At 52.0% G+C, this 15,504-nt stretch carries 23 protein-coding genes; 17 read left to right on the plus strand and 6 right to left on the minus strand.

Going from position 1 to position 15,504, the window contains the following annotated elements:
- The first annotated feature begins 1 nt into the window (after position 1).
- The 17 genes from JXR92_RS15520 (at position 2) to JXR92_RS15600 (ending at position 12,852) form a co-directional block, all read left to right on the plus strand.
- The gene (locus JXR92_RS15520) at positions 2-442 is read left to right on the plus strand and encodes a DUF3408 domain-containing protein (RefSeq protein WP_004291503.1); all 441 of its coding nucleotides are present in this window, start codon (positions 2-4) and stop codon (positions 440-442) included.
- Between the two features lie 2 nt (positions 443-444).
- Positions 445-798 (plus strand): DUF3408 domain-containing protein, encoded by a 354-nt coding sequence (locus JXR92_RS15525; protein WP_004348451.1) that lies wholly within the window; start codon positions 445-447, stop codon positions 796-798.
- Positions 799-813: 15 nt separating this feature from the next.
- Positions 814-1,542, plus strand: coding sequence for a hypothetical protein (locus JXR92_RS15530; RefSeq protein WP_007487622.1), 729 nt, complete (start codon positions 814-816; stop codon positions 1,540-1,542).
- 201 nt (positions 1,543-1,743) lie between these two features.
- Entirely contained in the window at positions 1,744-2,061 is a 318-nt protein-coding gene (locus tag JXR92_RS15535; RefSeq protein ID WP_002560983.1) for a DUF4134 domain-containing protein, read from the plus strand.
- A 10-nt stretch (positions 2,062-2,071) separates the two neighbouring features.
- Entirely contained in the window at positions 2,072-2,404 is a 333-nt protein-coding gene (locus tag JXR92_RS15540; RefSeq protein WP_004291514.1) for a DUF4133 domain-containing protein, read from the plus strand.
- Positions 2,401-4,917, plus strand: a complete 2,517-nt coding sequence (locus JXR92_RS15545) for a TraG family conjugative transposon ATPase (RefSeq protein ID WP_007487620.1) — start codon at positions 2,401-2,403, stop codon at positions 4,915-4,917. The genes JXR92_RS15540 and JXR92_RS15545 overlap by 4 nt, the downstream gene beginning before the upstream one ends.
- A gap of 34 nt (positions 4,918-4,951) precedes the next feature.
- Positions 4,952-5,332, plus strand: coding sequence for a DUF3876 domain-containing protein (locus JXR92_RS15550; RefSeq protein WP_004348448.1), 381 nt, complete (start codon positions 4,952-4,954; stop codon positions 5,330-5,332).
- Between the two features lie 23 nt (positions 5,333-5,355).
- Positions 5,356-5,985, plus strand: coding sequence for a DUF4141 domain-containing protein (locus JXR92_RS15555; RefSeq protein WP_002560978.1), 630 nt, complete (start codon positions 5,356-5,358; stop codon positions 5,983-5,985).
- Between the two features lie 4 nt (positions 5,986-5,989).
- Positions 5,990-6,994 (plus strand): conjugative transposon protein TraJ, encoded by a 1,005-nt coding sequence (gene traJ / locus JXR92_RS15560; RefSeq protein ID WP_002560977.1) that lies wholly within the window; start codon positions 5,990-5,992, stop codon positions 6,992-6,994.
- A 31-nt stretch (positions 6,995-7,025) separates the two neighbouring features.
- Positions 7,026-7,649: a conjugative transposon protein TraK gene (traK, locus tag JXR92_RS15565; RefSeq protein ID WP_004348447.1), complete on the plus strand. Its 624-nt coding sequence runs from the start codon at positions 7,026-7,028 to the stop codon at positions 7,647-7,649.
- Between the two features lie 39 nt (positions 7,650-7,688).
- The gene (locus tag JXR92_RS15570) at positions 7,689-7,976 is read left to right on the plus strand and encodes a TraL conjugative transposon family protein (RefSeq protein ID WP_004348446.1); all 288 of its coding nucleotides are present in this window, start codon (positions 7,689-7,691) and stop codon (positions 7,974-7,976) included.
- Positions 7,957-9,303, plus strand: a complete 1,347-nt coding sequence (gene traM / locus JXR92_RS15575) for a conjugative transposon protein TraM (protein WP_004348445.1) — start codon at positions 7,957-7,959, stop codon at positions 9,301-9,303. Before JXR92_RS15570 ends, traM begins: the two co-directional genes overlap by 20 nt.
- A gap of 48 nt (positions 9,304-9,351) precedes the next feature.
- Positions 9,352-10,341 carry a conjugative transposon protein TraN gene (gene traN / locus JXR92_RS15580; RefSeq protein WP_004348444.1) on the plus strand — a complete coding sequence of 330 codons (990 nt, stop codon included), beginning with the start codon at positions 9,352-9,354 and terminating at the stop codon, positions 10,339-10,341.
- 2 nt (positions 10,342-10,343) lie between these two features.
- Complete coding sequence (locus JXR92_RS15585; RefSeq protein WP_004348443.1) at positions 10,344-10,919, plus strand: conjugal transfer protein TraO; 576 nt, start codon at positions 10,344-10,346, stop codon at positions 10,917-10,919.
- A 7-nt stretch (positions 10,920-10,926) separates the two neighbouring features.
- Positions 10,927-11,796, plus strand: coding sequence for a toprim domain-containing protein (locus tag JXR92_RS15590; RefSeq protein WP_004348442.1), 870 nt, complete (start codon positions 10,927-10,929; stop codon positions 11,794-11,796).
- 28 nt (positions 11,797-11,824) lie between these two features.
- On the plus strand, positions 11,825-12,328 hold the full coding sequence (locus JXR92_RS15595) for a DUF3872 domain-containing protein (protein ID WP_004348441.1): 504 nt from the start codon (positions 11,825-11,827) through the stop codon (positions 12,326-12,328).
- Positions 12,325-12,852 (plus strand): glycoside hydrolase family protein, encoded by a 528-nt coding sequence (locus JXR92_RS15600; RefSeq protein ID WP_004348440.1) that lies wholly within the window; start codon positions 12,325-12,327, stop codon positions 12,850-12,852. Before JXR92_RS15595 ends, JXR92_RS15600 begins: the two co-directional genes overlap by 4 nt.
- 61 nt (positions 12,853-12,913) lie before the next feature.
- Here the strand turns inward: JXR92_RS15600 and JXR92_RS15605 are convergent, their stop codons facing one another.
- From JXR92_RS15605 to JXR92_RS15630, 6 genes are all read right to left on the minus strand, one after another.
- Positions 12,914-13,126: a hypothetical protein gene (locus tag JXR92_RS15605; protein ID WP_007487609.1), complete on the minus strand. Its 213-nt coding sequence runs from the start codon at positions 13,124-13,126 to the stop codon at positions 12,914-12,916.
- Between the two features lie 23 nt (positions 13,127-13,149).
- Positions 13,150-14,220 carry a hypothetical protein gene (locus tag JXR92_RS15610; protein ID WP_004348439.1) on the minus strand — a complete coding sequence of 357 codons (1,071 nt, stop codon included), beginning with the start codon at positions 14,218-14,220 and terminating at the stop codon, positions 13,150-13,152.
- Positions 14,221-14,379: 159 nt separating this feature from the next.
- A complete protein-coding gene (locus JXR92_RS15615) occupies positions 14,380-14,688 on the minus strand; it encodes a hypothetical protein (RefSeq protein ID WP_004348438.1) in 309 nt (102 codons plus the stop codon).
- Positions 14,689-14,740: 52 nt separating this feature from the next.
- Entirely contained in the window at positions 14,741-14,986 is a 246-nt protein-coding gene (locus JXR92_RS15620; protein WP_004348437.1) for a DUF6956 domain-containing protein, read from the minus strand.
- On the minus strand, positions 14,983-15,213 hold the full coding sequence (locus JXR92_RS15625) for a DUF3873 domain-containing protein (RefSeq protein ID WP_007487606.1): 231 nt from the start codon (positions 15,211-15,213) through the stop codon (positions 14,983-14,985). Before JXR92_RS15625 ends, JXR92_RS15620 begins: the two co-directional genes overlap by 4 nt.
- Positions 15,214-15,232: 19 nt before the next feature.
- Positions 15,233-15,490: a hypothetical protein gene (locus tag JXR92_RS15630; RefSeq protein WP_007487603.1), complete on the minus strand. Its 258-nt coding sequence runs from the start codon at positions 15,488-15,490 to the stop codon at positions 15,233-15,235.
- Positions 15,491-15,504 lie beyond the last annotated feature (14 nt).

The raw sequence follows: 15,504 nt of genomic DNA on the forward strand, positions 1-15,504 counted from the left end.
CATGGGCAGCAGGAAAGTGAACACGGAAGGCATCGACGAGGAACTGCTGTTAGCCTCCATCGGGCGGCGCACACAGGACGGGACACTGCGCCCCGCACAGGAAGTACCCGCAGCTGCACCGACCGAAGAGGACACCGCCGCACCGGAACCATCTCCTGTGCAACCCGTAACACGGGAAAAAGCGCAGAGGGAAAGTGGACGCCGGAAAAGGCAGGACGAGGACTACAACGAGCTGTTCCTGCGCCGCAACGAGATAAAGACCCGCCAATGTGTCTATATCAGCCGTGACGTCCACGGCAAGATCCTCAGAATCGTGAACGACATCGCCGGAGGGGAAATCTCAGTAGGCGGATATGTGGATACCGTGCTGCGCCAGCATCTGGAACAGCACAAGGAGAGAATCAACGAACTGTACAAGAAACAACGTGAAGATCTGATTTGAAAATGGAAAAAGAAATGACACCGAATGAAAAAAGACCACAGCAAGACTGCGGAGGTATGTTTGCCCAAGTGCAGGCGAGTGTGGAAATACTGTCGCCTGTCCCGGTAACCGACAAATGCTGCGAGAAGGACTATGAACGTCTGTTCATCCGCGACCCGGAAGTAAAGGCACGTGAGGGGAAAATGGCGTATGTGCGCCCGGAGTACCACGAGCGTATCATGCGCATCACCCGTGTAATCGGGCATGACCGGCTTACGCTGTCCGCCTATATCGACCATGTGCTGACGTACCATTTCAACCAGTGCGAGGATGCGATAAAGAGCCTTTATGCCCGAAATTACAATTCAGTATTCTAACCAAAACGGAAGGATATGAATTACACAATTAGCATGACAGACATTCTGCTGGCGGTATCGGTCGGCTGCAACCTCTGGTTCCTGTTCCTGCTCCTTTACGAGCGCATCATGGACACGCGGATTGTCCGCTTCTTCAAGGGCATTGCCGGATTATGGCGGTCACTGGACGGGAATGAGGCTAAACGCATAGCGGCACACGAGGAAGTCCCTGCGGAAAAGGCGGACATCATCGGCGAGAGCCGTTTCAGGATGGCATCCACCCGGACAACCGCTGCCATACCGACGCAAGAAGCCGCCACTTCGGAAAAAGGCATTGAGCTGTCGGAGGAAGAGGCTACTTTTGACGACGGAAAAACGGGAAACGCATCCCGCCCGGCACAAGTCCCGGAGGAAAAACTCGATGAGACCTTCACGAGCATACCGCCGGAGGAACTGGGATACGGGGACGACGAACCGGAAGAGGACGCCTCGGACACGCCACGGGCTTCGGGCAGCAGCTTTGACGAGATTGACGACGCCTGCAAGACCGCCAAAAACCCGGACGCGACACAGGCGGAACGTGAAAAGGCGGCGAAGGTGTTCACCGACATGGAGGGCACGGAGTTGTACGAGAAAATGATGGAAGGCTCTTCGGAGATAGGCATCCGCATCAAGGGGCTTATCGAGATTCGGCTGAAGAAATCTGAAAAGGAGTTCGTCGTGCCGGACAACATCGAGGAGTTCGACATTCGCAACTATGTATGACAACAATAAAAGAAATGAACATGAAAGAATGACATCAACCCACGCGGCGAGGAAACGCAAGGCGCATCCCCATCCGCAACGGACACGCCCACGTCCGTGGAAACAAACGGGCATCCACTAAAACCAAAGTAAAGAAACAAAGTATCAACCGCCCGACAAAGGACCATCCACCCTTTTGACGGCAAAAAACAAGAACAGTTTATGAACAAGAACATCTTGAAAAACAGAAAAGCAATCCTCTCCGCGGCACTTGTCATCGCCGCAACCGCCTCCGCTTTCGCGCAGGGAAACGGCATCGCGGGCATCAACGAAGCCACCTCTATGGTGAGTTCTTATTTCGACCCCGGAACTAAACTGATATACGCCATCGGTGCAGTCGTCGGGCTTATCGGGGGCGTAAAAGTGTACGGCAAGTTTTCATCGGGCGACCCCGACACCAGCAAGACAGCCGCCTCGTGGTTCGGCGCGTGCATCTTCCTGATTGTTGCCGCCACCATCCTGCGCTCATTCTTCCTTTAATAAATAATGTATGGCTGAATACCCAATCAACAAGGGTATCGGCCGTCCGGTAGAGTTCAAGGGCTTGAAGGCACAGTACCTCTTCATCTTCTGCGGAGGTCTGCTGGCTCTCTTCGTCCTGTTCGTCATCCTCTACATGGTCGGTATCGACCAGTGGATATGTATCGGCTTCGGCGCGGCATCGTCCTCCCTCCTTGTATGGCAGACCTTCGCGCTGAACGCCCGGTACGGCGAACACGGGCTGATGAAATTAGGAGCGGCACGGAGCCATCCCCGATACCTTATCAACCGGCGGCGGATAACCCGTCTGTTCAAACGACAACGAAAGGAAGAAAGACAATGAGGAATACATCGAAAATGACAACACTGGAAAACAGGTTCCCACTTTTAGCGGTGGAGCATGGCTGCATCATCTCAAAGGACGCCGACATCACGGTGGCTTTCGAGGTGGAACTACCGGAACTTTACACCGTGACGGGTGCGGAGTACGAGGCGATACACAGTTGCTGGTGCAAGGCTATCAAGGTGCTGCCGGACTACTCCGTCGTACACAAACAGGACTGGTTCATCAAGGAACGCTACAAACCGGAGCTTCAGAAGGACGACATGAGCTTTTTAAGCCGCTCTTTCGAGCGTCACTTCAACGAGCGTCCGTACCTGAAACACACCTGCTACCTCTACCTGACCAAGACAACAAAGGAGCGTAACCGGATGCAGAGCAATTTCAGCACGCTGTGCCGGGGACATATCATCCCGATGGAGCTGGACAGGGAAACCACGACCAAGTTCTTGGAAACCTGCGAACAGTTCGAGCGTATCATGAACGACAGCGGGCTTGTCAGGCTGCGCCGCTTCTCCACCGACGAGATCGTGGGGACGGAGGGTAAGGCGGGACTTATTGAACGCTACTTCTCGCTCATGCCAGAAGGTGACACCACCTTGCAGGACATCGAGCTTTCGGCAAGGGAGATGCGCATCGGCGACAACCGCCTGTGTCTGCACACCCTCTCCGACGCGGAAGACCTGCCGGGCAAGGTGGCTACCGACACCCGTTACGAGAAGCTCTCCACCGACCGGAGTGACTGCCGACTGTCATTCGCCTCCCCGGTGGGGCTTCTGCTCTCCTGCAACCATATCTACAACCAGTATGTGCTGATAGACAACAGTGAGGAAACCTTGCAGAAGTTCGAGAAGTCCGCCCGTAACATGCAGTCGCTATCTCGCTATTCAAGGAGCAACAGCATCAACCGCGAGTGGATAGACCAATACCTGAACGAAGCCCATTCCTACGGACTGACCTCGGTACGGGCACACTTCAACGTCATGGCGTGGAGCGACGATGCGGAGGAACTGAAGCATATCAAGAACGACGTGGGCAGCCAGTTGGCAAGCATGGAATGCGTGCCGCGCCACAACACCATCGACTGCCCGACACTCTACTGGGCGGCGATACCCGGCAATGCGGCGGACTTCCCGGCGGAAGAGAGTTTCCACACCTTCATCGAACAGGCGGTGTGCCTGTTCACAGAGGAAACCAACTACCGCAGCTCGCTCTCGCCCTTCGGCATCAAGATGGTGGACAGGCTCACGGGGAAACCGCTGCACCTCGACATCAGCGACCTTCCGATGAAGCGGGGTATCACGACCAACCGCAACAAGTTCGTGCTGGGTCCTTCGGGCAGCGGCAAGTCTTTCTTCATGAACCACCTCGTGCGCCAATATTATGAGCAAGGCGCACATGTGGTATTGGTGGACACGGGAAACTCCTATCAGGGCTTGTGCGGCATGATCCGACGCAAGACAGGCGGAGCGGACGGTGTGTATTTCACCTACACGGAAGATAAGCCCATCAGCTTCAACCCGTTCTACACCGACGATTACATCTTCGACGTGGAGAAGAAGGACAGCATCAAGACCCTGCTGCTGACGCTCTGGAAGTCGGAGGACGACAAGGTGACAAAGACGGAGAGCGGCGAGCTGGGCAGTGCCGTGAGTGCCTATATTGAGCGCATCCAATCCGACCGTAGCATCGTGCCGTCGTTCAACACCTTCTACGAGTATATGCGTGACGACTACCGCAAGGAACTGGCACAGCGTGACATCAAGGTGGAGAAGTCCGACTTCAACATCGACAACATGCTCACCACCATGCGGCAGTATTACCGGGGCGGACGCTACGACTTCCTGCTCAACTCCACGGAGAACATCGACCTGCTCGGCAAGCGGTTCATTGTCTTCGAGATAGATTCGATTAAGGAAAACCGCGAACTGTTCCCCGTCGTGACCATCATCATCATGGAAGCCTTCATCAACAAGATGCGGCGACTGAAAGGGGTACGGAAACAGCTTATTGTGGAAGAGGCTTGGAAGGCTCTCTCTTCAGCGAACATGGCTGAATATCTGCGCTATATGTACAAGACAGTCAGAAAATATTACGGCGAGGCAATCGTGGTGACGCAGGAGGTGGACGACATCATCAGTTCTCCGGTGGTCAAAGAGAGCATCATCAACAACTCGGATTGTAAAATCCTGCTTGACCAAAGGAAATATATGAACAAGTTCGACCAGATACAGGCGTTGCTCGGACTGACGGAAAAGGAGAAGTCGCAGATACTCTCCATCAACATGGCGAACAACCCTTCACGGCTCTACAAAGAGGTGTGGATAGGCTTGGGTGGCACACAATCGGCGGTCTATGCCACCGAGGTCAGTGCAGAAGAGTATCTGGCGTACACCACCGAGGAAACGGAGAAAGTGGAGGTTTACCATCTGGCGGAGAAGTTGGGCGGCGACATCGAAGCCGCCATCCGGCAACTTGCCGAGAAGCGGAGAAACAAGGAAACAACCAACAATTAAAAATGAATTTATCAACGAAAAAAGAAAAATGCGTATGAATTTACAGACAGTGAAAATGCTGCAAGTCAGCAAGTGTCTGATCGGATTGGCGGTCATGATGCTGCAATCCTGCGACGTGGCCGACAACCTCCGTGATATGCTGTGCGGGAACTGGGAGAGCGTGGAGGGGAAGCCCGATGTGCTTATCTACAAGGAGGGCGAAGCCTACAAGGTGACGGTGTTCCGCCGGAGCGGTCTGCGCCGCAAGCTGAAACCGGAAACCTATCTCTTGCAGGAGGAAAACGGCAACCTGTTCATGAACACCGGCTTCCGCATCGACGTGTCCTACAACGAGGCCACGGACGTGCTGACCTTCTCGCCGGGCGGCGACTATGTGCGGGTGAAACCGCAGCCGGGACACCCGACAGAAGAATAACAACCACTAAAATCCAAAGTAACATGAGAACAAGAATAACAATGATTATCTGCCTGTGCCTGCTTTTCGCAGGCAGGGCAAGCGCACAGTGGGTCGTAAGCGATCCGGGCAATCTGGCGCAGGGTATCATCAATGCCTCCAAAAACATCATCCATACCTCCAAGACTGCCACGAACATGGTGAGCAACTTTCAGGAAACGGTGAAAATCTATCAGCAGGGCAAAAAGTATTACGATGCCCTCAAATCGGTGAACAATCTCGTCAAGGACGCCCGCAAGGTGCAGCAGACCATCCTGATGGTAGGCGACATCACCGACATTTATGTAAACAGTTTCCAAAGGATGCTCCGTGATGGAAATTTCAGACCAGAAGAGCTGTCGGCAATCGCTTTCGGTTACACGAAACTGCTGGAAGAGAGCAACGAAGTGTTGACGGAACTGAAGAATGTGGTGAACATCACCACGCTCTCCATGACCGACAAGGAGCGCATGGACGTGGTGGAACGCTGCTACTCCAAAATGAAGCGTTACCGCAACCTTGTGAGCTATTACACCAACAAGAACATCTCCGTGAGTTATCTGCGTGCAAAGAAAAAGAACGACCTCGACCGCATCATGGGGCTGTACGGGAACATGAACGAAAGATACTGGTAAGCCTATGGAGTTCGATAACCTTCATCAGATTTTACGCTCACTTTATGAGCAGATGATGCCGCTATGTGGGGACATGGCGGGTGTGGCGAAAGGCATCGCCGGGCTGGGTGCGCTGTTCTACGTCGCCTACCGGGTATGGCAGTCGCTGGCGAGAGCCGAACCGATAGACGTATTCCCGATGCTCCGTCCTTTTGCCATCGGTCTGTGCATCATGTTCTTCCCGACTGTGGTGCTGGGCACGATAAACAGCATCCTCTCACCCGTTGTACAGGGCACGGCAAAGATGCTGGAGGCGGAAACGCTGGACATGAACCGATACAGGGAGCAGAAGGACAAGCTGGAATACGAGGCGATGGTGCGCAACCCCGAAACCGCCTACCTCGTGTCCAACGAGGAATTTGACAAGCAACTGGAGGAACTCGGCTGGTCGCCCTCCGACATGGTGACGATGGCGGGAATGTATATCGACCGGGGAATGTACAATATGAAGAAGAGCATCCGCGACTTCTTCCGCGAGATACTGGAACTGCTGTTCCAAGCCGCCGCCCTCGTGATAGACACCGTCCGCACCTTCTTTCTCGTGGTGCTGGCGATACTCGGTCCGATAGCCTTCGCCCTGTCGGTATGGGACGGTTTCCAAAGCACGCTCACGCAGTGGATATGCCGCTACATACAGGTCTATCTGTGGCTTCCGGTGTCGGACATGTTCAGCACCATACTGGCGAAGATACAGGTGCTGATGCTGCAAAGCGACATCGAGCGGATGCAGGCAGACCCGAACTTCTCGCTGGATTCGAGCGACGGGGTGTATATCGTGTTCCTCTGCATCGGCATCATCGGCTACTTCACCATTCCCACCGTTGCCGGCTGGATTATCCAAGCCGGAGGCATGGGCGGTTACGGTCGCAACGTGAACCAGATGGCGGGACGAGCCGGAAGCATGGCGGGCAGCGTGGCGGGTGCAGCCGCAGGAAACGTGGTCGGACGTGCCGGGAAACTGCTGAAATAATCAACTGACAATTAAAAACGAATAAACAACAATGGAATTTAAGTCACTTAAAAACATCGAATCATCGTTCAGGCAGATACGCCTGTTCGGTATCGTCTTCCTCTCGCTGTGCGCCGTGGTGACGGTGTGGAGCGTGTGGAACTCCTACCGTTTCGCGGAGAAGCAACGGGAGAAAATCTATGTGTTGGACAACGGCAAATCGCTGATGCTTGCGCTGTCGCAGGATCTGTCGCAGAACCGTCCAGCGGAGGCACGGGAGCATGTGCGCCGCTTCCACGAGCTTTTCTTCACGCTGTCACCTGAAAAAAGCGCGATTGAACACAACGTAAAACGTGCCTTGCTGCTGGCAGACAAGAGCGTGTACCACTATTATTCGGACTTCGCCGAGAAGGGGTACTACAACCGCATCATCGCCGGGAACATCAACCAAGTGTTGAAGGTGGACAGCGTGGTGTGTGACTTCAACGCCTATCCCTACCGTGCCGTGACTTACGCCACGCAGAAAATCATCCGGCAGAGCAACGTCACCGAGCGCAGCCTCGTGACTACCTGCCGCCTGCTGAACGCATCGCGGTCGGACGACAACCCCAATGGCTTCACCATCGAGGGCTTCACCATCATCGAGAACAAGGATTTACAGACAATCAAACGGTAACGGATTATGAAACGGAAAGTAAAAAGTATCAGAAAAACAATGTGGGGCGCATACTGGAAGCTCCACGACAAACGGAAACGGCTGGTGGCAAGGCTCAAAGGGTATTTGGACGGTTTGCCGCCGGAAACACGCCGCCGCATCATGCTGGGGATGCTCGCCGCCTTCGCGGTGCTTGCCCTCTATACCTTCGGCAGAGCCGTCTATGACATCGGCAGAAACGACGGCTCACGCATGGAAACGGGACACGCCGGACGGGTGGAACTGCCGACCCCGGTGGAAACAGACAATCACTTAACACCTTATTCATATGGAACAGACGAAGAATGAACCGACGAAAGAGAACAAAGCCGCTCCCGACACGGGAAAGCCGAAAAAGGGGCGCGAACCGCTGACAGAGGCTCAGCGGCTGAAACGGCAGAAGATGATCGTGTTGCCCGCTATGGTGCTGGTCTTCATTGGGGCGATGTGGCTGATATTCGCCCCGTCCTCCGGCAAGGAACAACCGCCGGGAACGGACGGATACAACACCGAAATGCCCGACGCTGACAAGGCGAACAAGCAGATTATCGGCGACAAGTTGAAAGCCTACGAGCATGGGGAGATGGAAGAGCGTCAGGAGAGCCGCAACCGTACCATCGGGCAGTTGAGCGACATGTTCGACCGCGAGATAGCGGGAACGGAGGACGGAACGAACTTCGACCTCGCCAATCCGGGCGGCAAGGAGGAAAAGGCACAGCCTGCCGCACCGCAGACTATCCAATCCTCCGCTGCCGCCTACCGTGACCTGAACGCCACCCTCGGCAACTTCTACGAACAGCCGAAGAACGACAATGCCGAGATGGATGAGCTGTTGGAGCGCATCGCCTCGCTGGAATCGGAACTGGAAAGCGAAAAAGGCAGGACTTCATCTATGGACGAACAGGTGGCACTTATGGAGAAGTCCTATGAGCTGGCGGCAAAGTACATGGGCGGTCAGAACGGAGGAAAGCCGGAACAGGCGGCAGAGCCTTCCACCGTGCAGAAGGGAAAGAAGAACACGGCGACACCCGTAAGGCAAGTGACCCGCCAAATCGTTTCCTTCCTTGCACAGCCCATGAGCAACGCGGAGTTTGTCGCCACCTTCTCGCAGGAACGCAACCGGGGGTTCAACACGGCTGTCGGCACTACAGAGGTATCGGACCGGAACACCATACCGGCGTGTGTGCATGGGGCGCAGAGCGTGACGGATGGGCAGACAGTAAGGCTTCGCCTGCTGGAGCCTATGGCGGTGGCGGGCAGGACAATCCCCCGCAATGCGGTGGTGGTCGGCACGGGCAAGATACAGGGGGAACGGCTCGACATCGAGATTACCTCGCTGGAATATGACGGTACGATTATCCCCGTGGAGCTTGCGGTCTATGACACGGACGGACAGCCCGGCATCTTCATCCCGAACTCGATGGAGATGAACGCCGTCAGGGAGGTCGCCGCCAACATGGGAGGTTCGTTGGGTAGCAGCATCAACATCTCCACCAATGCCGGGGCGCAGCTCGCCTCCGACTTGGGCAAGGGGCTGATACAAGGCACAAGCCAGTACATAGCCAAGAAAATGCGAACCGTAAAGGTGCATCTGAAAGCCGGGTACAGGGTTATGCTCTATCAGGAAAAGGACTGAAAACAATAATCAATCAAAAAAACATTTACCACTAAAAATCCAAAAGTAATGAGAAAAGTAATCATCATGTTTGCCCTCGCTATGGGCATCGCATCTGCCCACGCGCAGGAGAATGTAACCGTTGAAACAACCAACGGAAGTAATGAACAGCCGACCTTGACAAAGGAGGTCTATCCGCAGAAGGAGGCGGACGGCGACCTGTATCACGGGCTGTCACGCAAGCTGACCTTCGACCGCATGATACCGCCGCACGGTCTGGAAGTGACCTACGACAAGACTGTCCACGTCATCTTTCCGGCGGAGGTGCGCTATGTCGATTTAGGCTCGCCCGACCTGATTGCCGGGAAAGCCGACGGAGCGGAGAACGTCATCCGCGTGAAGGCTACCGTGAGAAATTTTCCCAACGAAACGAATATGTCCGTCATCACGGAAGACGGCAGTTTCTACACCTTCAACGTGAAGTACGCCGCCGAACCGCTGTTGCTCAACGTGGAGATGTGCGACTTCATCCATGACGGCAGCACGGTGAACCGCCCGAACAACGCGCAGGAAATCTATCTGAAAGAGCTGGGCAGCGAAAGCCCGATGCTGGTGCGCCTTATCATGAAGTCCATCCACAAACAGAACAAACGGGAGGTGAAGCATATCGGCTGCAAGCGTTTCGGCATCCAGTATCTTCTCAAAGGCATCTACACGCATAACGGATTGCTCTATTTCCACACGGAGATAAAGAACCAGAGCAACGTGCCTTTCGATGTGGACTATATCACATGGAAAATCGTGGACAAGAAGGTGGCGAAGCGTACCGCCATGCAGGAGCAGATCATCCTGCCGCTCCGAGCGCAGAACTACGCCACCCTCGTGCCGGGCAAGAAAAGTGAACGCACGGTCTTCACGATGGCTAAGTTCACCATCCCCGACGACAAATGCCTTGTGGTGGAACTGAACGAGAAGAACGGCGGCCGTCACCAGTCCTTCGTGATTGAGAACGAGGATTTGGTACGCGCGGGTACCATCAACGAACTTCAAGTACGCTGACCATGAGAAAGTACATCGCAATAATCATCGCGTCGCTTGCCCTTTTCACGGGGCAGGCGCACGCCCAGCGATGCCTGCCGAAAATGCAGGGTATCGAGGTGAGGGCGGATATGGCGGATGGCTTTAATCCCGGCGGCAAGGATGGCGGGTACAGTTTCGGGGCGGCACTCTCCACTTACACGAAGAAGGGGAACAAGTGGGTGTTCGGTGGCGAATACCTCCTGAAGAACAACCCCTATAAGGACACCAAGATACCCGTGGCGCAGTTCACGGCGGATGGCGGATATTACTTCAAGATACTGTCGGACGCCCGAAAAATCGTGTTCGTCTATGCTGGGGCTTCGGCTCTCGCCGGATATGAGTCTGTGAATTGGGGGAAGAAAATGCTGCATGACGGCTCCACGCTGCACGACCGGGACGCCTTCATCTACGGCGGCGCGCTGACGCTCGATGTGGAATGCTACGTGGCAGACCGTATAGCCCTGCTTGCCAATCTGCGGGAGCGTTGCCTTTGGGGTGGCGACACGCGGAAGTTTCACACGCAGTTCGGGGTCGGTATCAAGTTCATCATCAACTGACACGGGCATGGAAAGGACGGAAATAGATGCTGTCAGAAGGATGCCGCTTGCGGATTTTCTCGCACGGCTGGGGCATGAGCCTGTTAGAAGGAGCGGTAACGAGCTGTGGTATCTTGCCCCGTACAGGGGCGAGCGCACACCCTCTTTCCGTGTGAACGTGGCGAAACAGCTCTGGTACGACTTCGGTTTGGGCAAGGGCGGCGACATCTTCACGCTTGCCGGGGAGTTTCTGCAAAGCGATGACTTTAGGACGCAGGCGAAGTTCATAGCGGAAGCCGCCAACATGACGGTGACCGGATGGGAAAAACCCGCCTATCTCCCGAAGCCGATTGAACCCGTCTTTGAGGATGTGGAGGCAGTTCCGTTGTTTCGTTCACCGCTGACGGAGTATCTGGCAGAACGGGGCATCCCTTACGCCATCGCATCCCGTCACTGTTGCCGTCTTAACTACGGCGTTCGTGGGAAACGGTATTTTGCCGTCGGCTTCCCGAACATGGCAGGTGGCTATGAAGTCAGAAGCCGATATTTCAAGGGTTGCATCCCGCCAAAAGATATGTCTTTGGTAATGGCTAAAGAAATTCCGGCTGACGAATGCCTCGTGTTCGAGGGCTTCATGGACTTCCTTTCTGCGGTGACGCTTGGCGTAACCGGTAACGCTGACTGCCTTGTGCTGAACTCCGTCGCCAACGTGGAGAAGGCGGCGGGATTGCTGGACGGCTACGGGCGCATCGACTGTTTCCTTGACCGTGACGAAGCCGGACGGCGGACGCTTGCCGCACTTGTGGGGCGATACGGGGAGCGTGTCACCGACCGTTCCTCCCTCTATGACGGTTGCAAGGACTTGAACAAGTACCTGCAACTGACAACGAAAAATTAAAAAACAACCATCTAAAAATCGAAGAACAATGAACATACTGAACAACAGAAACAAGAGAACATCCATCTTCAAGGCGGTGGCGTTATGCCTGATAGCCGCCGTGTCATTCACCCTCGTATCGTGCGACGACGACATGGACATTCAACAGTCCTATCCCTTCACGGTGGAGGTCATGCCCGTGCCGAACAAGGTGACAAAGGGGCAGACGGTGGAAATCCGCTGTGAGCTGAAAAAGAAGGGCGACTTCGCTAACACGCTTTACACTATCCGCTATTTTCAGTTTGAGGGAGAAGGAAAGTTGAAAATGGACAACGGCATCACCTTCCTGCCCAACGACCGCTACCTGCTGGAGAACGGGAAGTTCCGTCTGTACTACACGGCGGAGGGTGAAGAAGCACACAACTTCATCGTGGTGGTGGAGGACAACTTCGGCAACTCCTTCGAGTTGGAATTTGACTTCAACAACCGGAATGTAAAGGATGACGGTTTGACCATCGTTCCCATCGGCAACTTCAGCCCCTTGTTGAAATGATGCGTGTATTCATGATAATGCTCTGTTCGCTTCTGGCGGTCTGTTCCGTATCTGCACGGACCAGCCGCCAAGAGGAAACGGACGGGCAGGCGGCAATCTACCGTCTGCCACTTATGGAACGGGCTTTTTTATGCTGTCGCTATTTTGAGGGCTGGCACTCAGAAAAACACCATCCATACGTGGGTTGGGGTCACAAACTTTTGCCAAACGAGAAGTATTCAGCACGAACCATGACAAAATGGGACGCGGATGAACTTTTGCGGAAAGACCTGCGCAAATTTGTCGCCATGTTCCGTAAATTCGGAGTTGATTCGACTTTGCTTGGCACGTTAGCTTACAATGTGGGACCGGCGAAGCTGTTAGGCAGCAAGACACTCCCCAAAAGTACCTTAATCAAGAAATTGGAAGCTGGCGACAGGAACATTTACCGTGAGTATATCGCCTTCTGCAACTACAAGGGTAAACGCCACGCCATGCTGCTCAAACGGAGAAAAGCGGAGTTTGCGCTGTTGTATATCCCATAAATGTAAATAGACAAAAGAACCTCCGATGAAACCACAACTTCATCGGAGGTTTTCCGGTTTGTTAAAATTGAATTTTTACTTCTTTCTCTTTAATATGTATCACATCTCCCATAATCGTCATAGGGCACATTTTCCCATTCCAAGGTTCATCATAACATTCATCTTTATCATACTTTTCTTTTTCACAAAACGAATGCAATGGGCATACATAACCATATTTGTGCAATCTCGTTAAATATGAAAATAATGCATTGTGCCCTATTAGTGCCAACATATCATCAGATAATTTTTCGGAATCTATTGAGGATGAAGGTGTGGATTAAAATCGCCACTGTCTGTATAGCTATAAGGCATTCCTAAAAAATCTATTAACGTTTTAATTCGTTCCTTAGATAAGGGTTGGTAATCAGTAATCAAAGTTAAGATAGGAACAAATCCTTTGGCAGGACGAATTCGTTCCAAAACTTCGCCAATATAATCGATTCCGACTCGGACACTTTTAAAAAAGACTTGTTTGAATGTGTCTATAAGAGTATCAAAAAAGTCACAAACTGACATTGCTTTTCCCTTGATGTATATTTTATCTTCATTGACGAACCGTTCAAACAATTCTATTGCAGATAAATCCGGATTTTCATTCGCGTATGCTAAGTTATCTATTAGAACTTCAGCAGGAGAAAGGCTAAACAAAGATATATAGCAAATAGTTATCAGTTTTATATTATCAGATGCTATTGCAGAAAAATGTTGTTCTGCAATAATCTTAATTAAATTATATGGGAGGTCAAATTCTTCATGAGTTGCAGTTTCATCTATGAGCATTTGATACAATGCTGCCATACTCTCCTTAATAATGTTAGCACCCAAAACAATGGTTTGTTTTGAACCATCCGTAAAACTGATATCTAATGTTATTATTGGTAAATTTCTATTATTTACCTTTTTATAGTTTCTATGGATGCAAATCCGTTCACTTACATCTATTTTAAAATTATTTCTCCGTGTATCTGAAAGTGGGCAATATCCTGTTCCACATTCTACAATATCCATTTTATTCTTCAATCCTTGAGAATAATCAATATTTAATGGGAGAGTGATAGTAGATGTAGCATTTTCTACAAAAGCATATGTTTCCGCCATTATATTATATCGAACCATACTATCATATAGTCCCCACGGAGTTGATACATTTTGAAGAAAGTGGATGTATTCATGAACAAGAGTTCCTAATGTTGGGACATCAAGTTCATCGATGTTTCCATCAAAAGAATTGTGAATACGAATCTGCATAAACGCCGGCTGATATTCACCTTTACTATTATTTCGTTCTGTTATGATGTGCTTTTGACTTATTGTTAATTCACACATAATATTACTATGATTATGAGTATCAATACTTTTACAAAGATACTCATAATATTTTATATATCGCTAACAAGCGATTGAAACAAAGGTTTCTTTGCTACTTTCTTTGTCCGCCATCATGCTCACTGAAAGAAAGTAGGGCGGCTCTCGCCGCCCCTCCACTCAAAAGCGTGTGTAAAGTCCCGTCACCATCGTGAACATTTCCTCCAACATATCAAAATAGATGCCCTCGTGTATGGCAATGTCCTTTGTTCTGCTCTCGAATGTCTTTTTGCTGAATGTCCTGCGGTAGAAACGCATATTGTAGAGGTCTGCCCCTGCATCATAGATGATGTCAAGGCGGTTGGCACTTGTCTTGTTCCTTGCAAGGCTCATCCGTAAGCCGTTGCCCATATCTATGAAGTCACGGCTTCCCGTCATGGCGGTGAAGCGTCTTCCGCCTATCTGCTGTAATATCGTCTGTGCTATCATATCCGTTGTTTTAGGGTTTTAAGTGTTGGCGGTGCGGACACCGCCAACTTGTTCAAAATTCTCGCATCTCGGCAATGGGTGTCTGTCGTTGCAGCCACTCTTTCACACACTCCATATTATACTCGCTCGTGATGACTGCCGTATGGCTGTCGGTGGCGGTGAAACGTGTGCTTTCGTAATCATCTATCCACCCTTTGAGGGTGTTCGTTCCCCACGCTTGGGCTTCGTCAAAGATACCGTCCAATGCCGTGATAGGTTCGCTGAATTTGACTATCAGCGTTTGATAGGTCGTGTTCATCGGTTGCCCTCCTTTCCCTGCTTTGCGTTCAGCCACTTGTTCCTTGCGGTTCGGCACTCGTCCAATGTGGGTTTGACACAAGCGAACAGTTCTCCGTCCGTATGGCGGTAGTCGTACTGCACAAGTGTCCGCTTGCGTCTGCCGATACCCGATTGGAAACGCTCATATTTCTCCGTACCTGCTTCCGTACAGGTGCTTACTCCGTTGATGGTCATTCGTGTTGCCATAATGTTGCTTTTTAGATGATTAAAAATGTACTGACAGAACTCTGTCCTTCATCACCATTTCGGGGTTGCTCGTGTAGCGTTGATGCAGGTAGAAATGGTGTGAGCCGAAGCCGTAAAGGAAAAACTTGTCAAGTTCGTGCTTCTCGGCAAACTCCTTCACACTCCTTCTCAATCCCTCCTCACTCGTTGTGAGAGTGAGGAGATTTACAAATTCAATGAACATCGTGGGAATTGCATCATCCCACACACAAATCATGCTTTCGATTCTTACTTCCATATCAATGTTGTTTT

It is taken from the genome of Bacteroides parvus (assembly GCF_017309675.2).
Taxonomy (GTDB): Bacteria; Bacteroidota; Bacteroidia; order Bacteroidales; family Bacteroidaceae; genus Bacteroides; species Bacteroides uniformis.